Annotated in this window: 10 protein-coding genes and 1 pseudogene; 5 read left to right on the forward strand and 6 right to left on the reverse strand. The window is 42.1% G+C overall.

Annotated elements, in window-relative coordinates; all coding sequences use genetic code 11:
• The first annotated feature begins 275 nt into the window (after positions 1 to 275).
• The 3 genes and pseudogenes from ENH88_RS11240 (at position 276) to ENH88_RS11250 (ending at position 2,029) form a co-directional block, all read left to right on the forward strand.
• On the forward strand, positions 276 to 554 hold the full coding sequence (locus ENH88_RS11240; protein WP_304182334.1) for a type II toxin-antitoxin system Phd/YefM family antitoxin: 279 nt from the start codon (positions 276 to 278) through the stop codon (positions 552 to 554).
• A gap of 14 nt (positions 555 to 568) precedes the next feature.
• Positions 569 to 841, forward strand: a pseudogene (locus ENH88_RS11245) (type II toxin-antitoxin system RelE/ParE family toxin); the annotation flags it as partial.
• A gap of 465 nt (positions 842 to 1,306) precedes the next feature.
• A complete protein-coding gene (locus ENH88_RS11250; RefSeq protein WP_304182335.1) occupies positions 1,307 to 2,029 on the forward strand; it encodes an HNH endonuclease in 723 nt (240 codons plus the stop codon).
• Positions 2,030 to 2,296: 267 nt separating this feature from the next.
• Here the strand turns inward: ENH88_RS11250 and ENH88_RS11255 are convergent, their stop codons facing one another.
• The 5 genes from ENH88_RS11255 to priA form a co-directional block, all read right to left on the reverse strand.
• Entirely contained in the window at positions 2,297 to 2,671 is a 375-nt protein-coding gene (locus ENH88_RS11255) for a gamma-butyrobetaine hydroxylase-like domain-containing protein (protein WP_304182336.1), read from the reverse strand.
• An 89-nt stretch (positions 2,672 to 2,760) separates the two neighbouring features.
• Positions 2,761 to 4,089: an HslU--HslV peptidase ATPase subunit gene (hslU, locus tag ENH88_RS11260; RefSeq protein ID WP_304182337.1), complete on the reverse strand. Its 1,329-nt coding sequence runs from the start codon at positions 4,087 to 4,089 to the stop codon at positions 2,761 to 2,763.
• An 11-nt stretch (positions 4,090 to 4,100) separates the two neighbouring features.
• Positions 4,101 to 4,619, reverse strand: coding sequence for an ATP-dependent protease subunit HslV (hslV, locus tag ENH88_RS11265; RefSeq protein WP_145238496.1), 519 nt, complete (start codon positions 4,617 to 4,619; stop codon positions 4,101 to 4,103).
• Positions 4,620 to 4,699: 80 nt separating this feature from the next.
• Positions 4,700 to 5,224, reverse strand: a complete 525-nt coding sequence (locus tag ENH88_RS11270) for an SPOR domain-containing protein (RefSeq protein WP_304182338.1) — start codon at positions 5,222 to 5,224, stop codon at positions 4,700 to 4,702.
• 20 nt (positions 5,225 to 5,244) lie between these two features.
• Entirely contained in the window at positions 5,245 to 7,431 is a 2,187-nt protein-coding gene (gene priA / locus ENH88_RS11275) for a primosomal protein N' (RefSeq protein WP_304182339.1), read from the reverse strand.
• Positions 7,432 to 7,664: 233 nt separating this feature from the next.
• Here priA and rpmE point away from each other — a divergent pair, with 233 nt between their 5' ends.
• Both rpmE and ENH88_RS11285 read left to right on the forward strand, forming a co-directional pair.
• Complete coding sequence (rpmE, locus tag ENH88_RS11280; protein WP_084448215.1) at positions 7,665 to 7,877, forward strand: 50S ribosomal protein L31; 213 nt, start codon at positions 7,665 to 7,667, stop codon at positions 7,875 to 7,877.
• A 557-nt stretch (positions 7,878 to 8,434) separates the two neighbouring features.
• Entirely contained in the window at positions 8,435 to 9,676 is a 1,242-nt protein-coding gene (locus tag ENH88_RS11285; RefSeq protein ID WP_304182341.1) for a malic enzyme-like NAD(P)-binding protein, read from the forward strand.
• Between the two features lie 96 nt (positions 9,677 to 9,772).
• Here the strand turns inward: ENH88_RS11285 and metJ are convergent, their stop codons facing one another.
• Positions 9,773 to 10,093 (reverse strand): met regulon transcriptional regulator MetJ, encoded by a 321-nt coding sequence (gene metJ, locus ENH88_RS11290; RefSeq protein ID WP_304182342.1) that lies wholly within the window; start codon positions 10,091 to 10,093, stop codon positions 9,773 to 9,775.
• Positions 10,094 to 10,097: the final 4 nt, after the last annotated feature.

A 10,097-nucleotide genomic window follows, 5' to 3' on the forward strand; every position in this document is an offset into this window, starting at 1 on the left:
ATAGTAGCTAATATCTTACAGTTTCGATAAATAGATTTGCACTTCATCTAACTGGCGGCTATGAGCGGACATTGAAATTGACTAAATATAATATAAAACTTAATGATAGCAATGCCTTAGGTGATTTTTTAAAACTATATCAAGTAGAAGTGAGCGTGGGACGAGCAGGCGTATGCGCACACTATGAAATTGTTTTAACACAGTATCAGCCTCTTGCTAACAGCGATTAGTTGAACTATTATTTGTACGTTATTTTGTACTAATTGGAGTTCAATATGAGTCGCATTCATTTCGATCAAGATATTCAACCGTTATCTGAATTTCGTGCCGGTGTCGCATCTTACATCAAACAAATCAATGAGACTCGTCGTCCATTGGTAATCACACAACATGGTAAAGGCGTAGCCGTTGTTCTCGATGTTGCAGAGTATGAAGCAATGCAAGAAAAGATCGAACTACTTGAAGAAATGCGTACCGCAGAAGCTCAATTGGCTTCAGGGCTAGGTGTTGCAAATGAAGATGCGCGCTCACAAGTGCTAGGGCGCATTAAGTAATGAAAGTAGTTTGATCCCCATTAGCACTTCAAAAACTGGGTGATGCAGCAGAGTTCATTTCTTTAGATAACCCAGCAGCTGCTGAGAAATGGGTGAATGACGTTTTTGATAAAACAGCATTGCTTGGCAGTATGCCAGAAATGGGACGTTTCGTTCCTGAAATGCCTAACACAAATTACCGTGAAATTATTTTTGGTTACTATCGTATTATCTACAGTTTAAGTCACGAAATTCGAATATTAACCGTTCGTAATTGTCGGCAAATTTTGACTGAAGACGATGTGTAAAACTGTGCTATAACACATATGAGCTTTAACCTTGTCAATAGGCACTAGTGTTCTTTTTGACCGTTTTTATTCAGTGACGGCCAACTCTAATTTAATAAGCAAATTCGTTTACTTCGTCTGACGATGTGGCTGTTAAGTCAGTAGCTTAAGGCAGACACATATAAGCGCAACGTAATAGCCTTCACGTTATTGTCACTGCATTTGCCTATTTTCCTCTAAAGCGCAGCGCCTCTTAACCTCTTTGTAAATAATTCACTAATTTTTTTTGCACAAAGAGAAGGGAATGAGCAGTAAATGAGGGAAACTTAGCGCTTAGTATTGGCATGCTTAAATAGTCGATAATCTAACACGAATATTACTAAGCAATTGAATCAAAATAGCAACTCAGCTATGGTTAAACCATCAATAACAATAAATAAAAACGAGTTATTTTACAGGCTCGTTAGGCAATCAAAAGAATCATTTATGCGTATCACAGAAAAACAAGTCTCTGAAGCTTATAGAGTAGCCCGAAAAGTTTACGAAGGTGAGATCAAAAAAGCTGACGGAGTCAACGAACTTGTAGATGTTCATGGACTTAATAGAGCTACTGCCAATGATTTTATTTACGACTTTAAATGTCTTTTATTGGGAAAGGTCTTTCATAGAGCAATGAGCGCTGGTGCTATGCATTACTTCTTATCTAAAATCCATACAGAATATGGAGTGGATTCACTTATACAAGCAGTAATATCTTTAAAAGCCCATATAAAATATTATGAAGGTCACTTTAAAGTTAATATGCGCAAATTACGTGGAGTAGCTGAGGAATTTGAGCGACTTACACGACATAACAAAACTTTTTTGGAAATAGAACAAGAGTTTCATCGCTCAGTTAAAGAGTCACTAGAAGATAATCAGTCAAATCGTTTAAAAAGATTATCTAAAGCAAATAAGTTACCTGAAAAGGTTGAAGTTAAAACGACTGTGTTTATCCGTAATCCTGATGTCGTAGCTGAATCTCTAATTCGGGCAAATGGTACGTGTGAAAGTTGCTTAACAGAAGCTCCATTTCTACGTATTAAAGACGGATCTCCATACTTAGAAGTTCACCATAAAGTGCAGCTATCAAAAGGTGGAGAAGACTCTACAGATAACACAATAGCCTTATGTCCTAATTGCCACCGAAAAGAACATTACGGAATGTGAATTGCCTAACAAATCAATTATTCTGATCTCAACTCCCTGCGCTCTTTTCGTCTGCATATTGGGGCGTTACCAATGTTCGCTTATCGCACACACGCGACTGTCAGATTAGATTGAATCTCATTTGTTCAGACCATTTTAGGGCTTATTAAAACCTAGAACCTAGTTACCTAGCGCCTTCTCGTTATCTTCGCTGCACTCAACCAGAACCACATAGTTAACTTTAACGCCGAGCAGCTTAAAACTTATCGCTTACCGCTTAAAGCTAATCTAAGGCACAAACTTGATCGGTACGCTGTCTTTATTGGCATTGTGCTCTGCGACGCGTTGTTGGTAGGTTTGCCATAGTTCATCATGTTGAGTTTGTAGGTGGCTGAAGTATGCCCAGCTAAATAAGCCGCTGTTGTGGCCATCATCAAAGTCTAAACGCAGTGCGTAGTGGCCGACGGGTTCTATCTGTTTAATATTCACTGATTGCTTATTAAGTACGAGTTTCATCGGTTCGTTGCCGTGGCCTTGTACTTCGGCAGAGGGGGAGTGAACACGTAAAAACTCACAGCTAAAGGTGCAATGGCTGTCATCGTCAAAATAAACATCAAGGGTTTTACTAACTGTATGATGATGTACCTTGATCACTTGCTTCATTGTTATACCTTTGTGTTGAACCTAGAACCTAGAACCTAGAACCTAGAACCTAGAACCTAGAACCTAGGCCCTAGATCCTAGTTTTAAAATTAAAGAATAAAGCGACTTAGGTCTTCATCTTCAACCAGTGCACCTAAATGCTGCTCTACATAGGCGGCGTCAATCACGATACTGCTGCCAGCTTGCTCGGAGGCATCATAGGAAATTTCTTCCATTAGCTTTTCCATCACGGTGTGTAGACGACGGGCACCGATGTTTTCGGTTTTTTCGTTTACTTGCCATGCCGCTTTTGCAATGCGCTCAATGGCGTCGTCGCTAAACTCAACATTTACTTGCTCTGTTTTAAGTAGCGCATGTTGTTGCTCGGTCAATGAGGCGTGTGGCTCGGTTAGAATGCGTTTAAAGTCATCAGCGGTGAGTGCTTCAAGTTCGACACGAATAGGTAGGCGACCTTGTAGCTCTGGGATCATGTCTGATGGTTTTGCCATTTGGAATGCGCCAGAGGCAATAAACAGCATGTGGTCGGTTTTCACCATGCCGTGCTTAGTGCTAACGGTTGAGCCTTCAATAAGTGGCAATAGGTCGCGTTGTACGCCTTCACGACTTACGTCTGGGCCTGATGATTCACCACGCTTACAGATTTTGTCGATCTCGTCGATAAACACGATACCGTTTTGCTCTGCGGCGAAGATCGCTTGCTCTTTTAGTTCTTCAGGGTTAACTAATTTAGCGGCTTCTTCTTCAACTAACAGTTTGAAGGCTTCTTTGATTTTTACTTTACGTTTACTGCGCTTGTCACCGGACATATTTTGGAACATGCTTTGCAGCTGGTTGGTCATTTCTTCCATACCAGGCGGCGCCATGATCTCAACGTTTGGTTGCGCTTGGGCTAAATCAATATCGATTTCTTTGTCATCCAATTGCCCTTCGCGTAATTTCTTACGGAATACTTGGCGTGTAGATGAGCCACCTTCACGTTGGCTTTCACCAGATGAATCTTTTGCTGGTGGCAGTAGCGCGTCTAAAATACGCTCTTCTGCGGCTTCTTCAGCGCGATGTTTAAACTTTTTAGTTTGTTGCTCGCGGGTCATTTTGATTGAAACGTCAACCAAGTCGCGAATGATGGTTTCAACTTCTTTACCAACATAGCCCACTTCAGTGAACTTAGTGGCTTCCACTTTAATAAATGGGGCGTTGGCAAGTTTAGCTAAACGACGGGCAATTTCAGTTTTACCGACACCGGTCGGGCCGATCATCAAAATGTTTTTCGGCGTTACTTCAGCGCGAAGGTCTTCATTGAGTTGCATGCGGCGCCAACGGTTACGAAGGGCAATGGCCACTGCTTTTTTTGCTTTAGCTTGGCCAATGATATGTTGGTCAAGTTCATGAACGATTTCTCTGGGAGTCATATCAGACATAGCAGTTCCTATTACAATTCTTCGATGGTTTGGAAGTTATTTGTGAATACACAAATGTTGCCTGCAATGGTGAGGCTTTTTTCAACGATTTCTCGCGCGCTAAGATCGGTATTTTCAAGTAAGGCTGTTGCTGCTGATTGAGCAAAGTTACCGCCACTACCGATAGCAATTAGGTCGTTTTCAGGTTGCACAACATCGCCATTACCGGTGATGATCAAGGAGGCGGTGGAGTCCGCAACGGCAAGTAAGGCTTCTAATTTACGCAAGGCGCGATCGCTGCGCCAATCTTTGGCCATCTCAACCGCTGCTTTGGTTAAGTTGCCTTGGTGCATTTCAAGTTTGCTTTCAAAACGTTCGAATAGGGTGAAGGCATCAGCAGTGCCGCCAGCAAAACCGGCGATCACTTTGCCATTATAAAGGCGTCGAACTTTACGGGCATTGCCCTTCATTACGGTGTTACCAAGTGAAACTTGGCCATCGCCACCAATGACGACTTTATCGCCGCGGCGTACACTTACAATAGTGGTCATGTTATTCCTCATCATCGAGCCGCAGGGGCGACTCGTTAAAAACGATTGATGATGAGTTAATATGGGTTAACGGGCTAAAATCAAGTCCAATTCCAAATTCCACAGCCAGTTATTTTGCTGCGCTTGAGTTTATTTTTATCACTTTCGGCTAAACGTTTGGTTTTGTAGGGGCCTAAGCGTACTTTGTACCAGACACCGTTAGTGCCGGTTGTTTCACGAATTTCGGCAATTAATCCGGCAAAAGCAATTTTAGCTTTGAGCGTTTCAGCTTGGCCGTGAGTTCTGAACGAACCGCATTGCATTACATACGGGCCTTTTTGTTCAATTTCTCTTACTTCAACTTGGATTTCATGTTCTTTGATTTCTTTAATAAATTCCGGTGGACGTGGTTTTGCGAGTTGCTCTTTTACTTTTGCAGGCATTGGGTTTGCTTGCTGTTCAACTAATTTAGGATCGGCATTGGTTTTCACATACCATAAACCAAAGCTAAAACCCGCAACTAACAAGATTGCCAAAAGTACTAATAACACCGGAAATGGCTTTTTTGGTGGTGGCTGTTTTTTACGGTTATTTGGTTTTTTATTTATAAAATCGTGTTGTGCCATGGTTATGTGGACTTCTAACCTTAAATCATGTCTATGGGATCTACATCTAAGCTCCATCGCACCTTTTGCGCTAATTTACTGGTACTTAAATAGTCGACCATTTGCGCGAGATATTGGTGTAATAGAGGGCGATCGAGCGCTTGAATATGCAATTGAAAACGGTATTTCCCTGCAATTCGCTCGAGTGGTGCAGGGATCGGACCCAGCAATTGTATACCAGTTAGACTCTGAACTGGAACTAAATCCGTTAAAAAATCGACCACTTGCTTTATGTTGTGACCTTCAGCGCGAACAATCGCCATATTGGTAATGGGTGGCAGTTGCGCATCATCACGCTCTTGCAGTGCAAAACGGGCAAAATCTTGATAACCATTATTGACTAAATCCTGCAATAACGGGTGTTCAGGGAAGTGTGTTTGTAATAACACCTGACCTGGCTCGCCACTGCGCCCCGCACGGCCAGCCACCTGAGTGACCAACTGTGCTAAATGCTCGGTGGCGCGAAAATCACAGGAATATAAGCCGCCATCCACGTCGAGTATCAGTACTAGGCTAACATCGGCAAAGTGATGGCCTTTAGCCAGCATTTGCGTGCCAACTAAAATACGGGCACCACCTTGATTAATATCGTCTAAGGCTTTTTCTAAGCTGCCTTTACGGCGCGTTGAATCGCGGTCAATGCGGCTAATTGGGGTGTCAGGAAATTCACTGCTTAAAAACTCTTCTATTTGTTCAGTGCCTTTACCATTTGGAAATATTTGTGTACTGCCGCAATCTGGGCACTGGTGCGGCACCCGTTCTTGCTCGCCGCAATGATGGCAAATCATCTGGCCGATTGCTTTATGGAAAGTCGCACTGGTGCTGCAACGTTTGCATTCACTGAGCCAGCCGCATTCATGGCAAATCAAGGTCGGTGCAAAGCCACGACGATTTAAAAATACCATCACTTGCTTGCCACGCTTTAAATGCTGGCGAATCGTCGCTAGGCTGCCGTGGGCTATTCCCGCTTGATCGGGCTGACCTTTCATATCCAATAATTGAAATTTATTATCGGTGCTAGTTTGCGCGCGTTGCGTGAGGCTTAATAATTGATATTTGTTATTCAGTGCTTTATGTAAAGTCTCAAGAGCAGGCGTGGCTGAGCCTAAAATAAGTGGTATTTTATGCTGAAATGCACGGTAAGCGGCTAAGTCTCTGGCGTGGTAGCGTAGTGTGTCTTGTTGTTTAAAGGAGCTGTCATGCTCTTCATCAACAATGATCATGCCGAGTTTTAAAAACGGCAAAAAGATACTCGAACGGGTGCCGATCACTATCGCACAGCTGGCTTTTTCGCAAAAGCGCCATGTTTGCAGGCGTTCATTATCGGTCAACGCTGAATGCCACAGCATAATCGGCGTATCTGGAAAACGGCGACGAAAGCGGTTGACGGTTTGCGGTGTAAGGCCTATTTCAGGTACCAGTACTAACGCTTGCTCACCACGTTTTAAAACGTCTTCAAGGCACTGTAAATAGACTTCGGTTTTACCACTGCCAGTGACGCCTTCAAGTAAAAAGCTATTAAAGCCTTGCGCTTGATTAATTGTGCTGCAGGCAACCGCTTGTTCTTTATTTAACGTCGGTTTAGTGCTCACCGTGGGCGTTTGTTGCTGCCATTGATTGTCGTGTTCGATGGTTTGGCTGATCAGTGCTTTATTCAGTAGGCTGTCGATGGTTTTTTTACTAAACCCCAGCGCTTTTAATTCTGTTAAAGACGATTTCCCCGATTCGGCCAACTGCTTAAGCAAGTTTAATTGGCTTTTTGCTTTTAATGACGGCAGCTTGGCGCCTTTGTCGGTCAGTGCCACCATATTGATACTGCTTTTATCAGGGCATAACCCTTGGCGTAGTGCGCTAGGCAGGGCAATATGAATAGTTTCGCCTAACGGGTAGCAGTAATAACGAGCAGTAAAGCGCAATAACTCGATATGTTGCGGTGATAAAATAGGTTCATCGTCAATAACTTCAAACATGTCTTTGAGTTTGTCGGCGGGCACGTCGCTGTGTGTTTTTAAAGCCAATACCACAGCAACTTTACGCTGATTGCCAAACGGGACCATGACTCTTGCACCAACCTGAGGTGGTGTTGATAAACCGTTCAGTTGCGCTGGGATACGATAATCAAAGGTGCGCTGCAACGGAACTTTTATAGCAACTTCAACAAAACTCATAACAACCCAAACAGTAACTAGCAAGGAAGTTAATGTACTAAAATTACAGCTAAAAACCTAGCAGCGAATCTCGGCTTTACAGTTTTTGGTTATTTTATTAGCAAAAACGGTATTTAAAGCTTGTAGCAAGCGGGGTTGTTGCATAGAATACGCGTCCTAAATAATTTGTTTTAACGACGTATGGTGCCAGACTTCGGGTTTGGAGAGCGATGCGGCCTTAACTAGAGGTTTCTATGAAAGAAGGTATTCACCCTAAGTACGAAGTAATTTCAGCATCATGTTCATGCGGAAATAAATTCGAAACTAGTTCTACACTGTGTAAAGACATTCACTTAGACGTATGTTCTGCGTGTCACCCGTTTTACACTGGTAAGCAAAAAGTTTTAGACACTGGTGGCCGTGTTGATCGCTTTAACAAGCGTTTCGGTTCACTTAGCAGCAAGTAATTCTTGTTGTTTTGTCGGAAAAAGCACCTTAGGGTGCTTTTTTTTATGCCTGCAATTTATAAAAACGGCGCCCATCTTGCGCTTAATGCCTGCTTATTTAGGGTTACTTCATGCATTCATTATAGTGTGACTATTTCCCATTTTTATATCCAGTATAGCGAGCAAATAACAGACAAATCGTGATTTATTCTCTATATTGATTATCGTATTAAAACGCTAGATTAAATGTTTTTGTCGATAAAGTTAGCCTTTATGCTGCTAAATGTTGTTAACGTCTCACTTATGTGAATATCTACTTTTGCTGATAGTTTTTGCTTTAAATATTCACTTAACAAGCATTTTTGGTTGGGTTTTTTGATGCTTTATGCTGTTTTTATCGCTTTAAATTGCAGTTTTTTTGCAAAACTTGACGATAAAACGCATAAAATTAACGGATATAGCATATAACAGGATAGACCTGATATTGCTTGAATTTAATTATAATATAGGTATCGTTCCCTATAAGAACTGCTTACTCTCACTTTCAACTTAACTTACTTGCAGGATAAAATCGCGTTATGTCAGATTTTCGTGAACAAGCTTTACATTACCATTCGCACCCCGTTCCAGGAAAAATCAGTGTCGAGCTTACTAAGCCGGCTGAAACAGTCCAAGATCTCGCTTTAGCATATAGCCCCGGTGTTGCAGAACCTGTACGTGAAATCGCTGCTGATCCTGCTAATGCCTATAAATACACAGGTAAAGGCAATATGGTTGCGGTTATTACTAACGGTACCGCAATCTTAGGTTTAGGTAACTTAGGGCCATTGGCGTCTAAACCAGTTATGGAAGGTAAAGCGTTATTATTTAAACGCTTTGCAGGCCTTGATTCGATTGATATCGAAGTGAAACACAATACCACTGAAGACTTTATCAATACGGTGGCAAACATCGCAGATACGTTTGGTGGTATTAACTTAGAAGATATTAAAGCACCAGAGTGTTTTGAAATCGAAAAAGCATTGATTGAACGTTGTAGTATTCCGGTGTTCCACGATGACCAACACGGTACTGCAATTGTCACAGCAGCAGGCATGATCAACGCACTAGAAGTGCAAGGTAAAGATATTGAAGATGCGATTATCGTGTGCTTAGGTGCGGGCGCCGCTGCGGTTGCATGTATGGAACTGCTGATCAAGTGTGGCGCACTACGCGAACATATTTATATGCTAGATCGTAAAGGGGTGATCCATACTCGCCGTGATGATTTAAACGAATATAAGCAGTTGTTTGCTAACAATACCGATAAGCGTACCTTGCAAGATGTGATTGCTGATGCCGATGTCTTTGTCGGTGTATCTGGGCCAAACTTATTGGCCCCTGAAGATCTTAAATTGATGGCTGATAAACCCGTGGTGTTTGCTTGTTCGAACCCAGATCCAGAAATATCACCTGAGCTTGCTCACGGTGCGCGTAATGATTTAATTATGGCGACGGGTCGTTCTGATTATCCAAACCAAGTAAATAACGTATTGTGTTTCCCATTTATTTTCCGTGGTGCGTTAGATGTACGCGCCAGTAAAATTAATGATGAAATGAAAATTGCTGCGGTTGACGCTATTCGTAGCATTGCTAAAGAACCAGTACCTGCAGAAGTACTAAAAGCGGCGGGTGTTGATAAGCTTGAATTTGGTGCGCAGTATATTATTCCAAAACCGATGGACCCGCGTTTATTACCGCGTATAGCTAAAGCTGTAGCGCAAGCGGCAATTGACTCTGGTGTTGCACAAATTGATATGCCAGAAAACTACATGGAGTAGCTGCTCAGCTGCAATTTGTAATGGCACAATAATAAAAAACCTCAGTAACGTAAGTCGCTGAGGTTTTTTTGTATACAATTCCTGAAGTATATTTTTTTAATCTTCGTTGAGGATTGGCACTTCTAAGCCCATCTCAAGCATGATTTTCTTCACTTCTTCAGGTACTTTCTCTGGATTATCTTTACGTAAGTCTTCATCGTTTGGCAATGGTTGGCCAGTAAATGCGTGTAAAAATGCTTCACAAAGTAGTTCGCTATTTGTTGCATGGCGAAGATTGTTAATTTGACGGCGAGTACGCTCATCAGTTAAAACTTTTAATACATTTAACGGGATCGAAACGGTGATCTTTTTAACTTGTTCTGATTTTTTCCCGTGTTCTGCGTATGGGTGAATATATTCACCATTCCATTTAGCCATAGGA

It is taken from the genome of Pseudoalteromonas prydzensis (genome assembly GCF_011050055.1).
GTDB lineage: Bacteria > Pseudomonadota > Gammaproteobacteria > Enterobacterales > Alteromonadaceae > Pseudoalteromonas > Pseudoalteromonas prydzensis_A.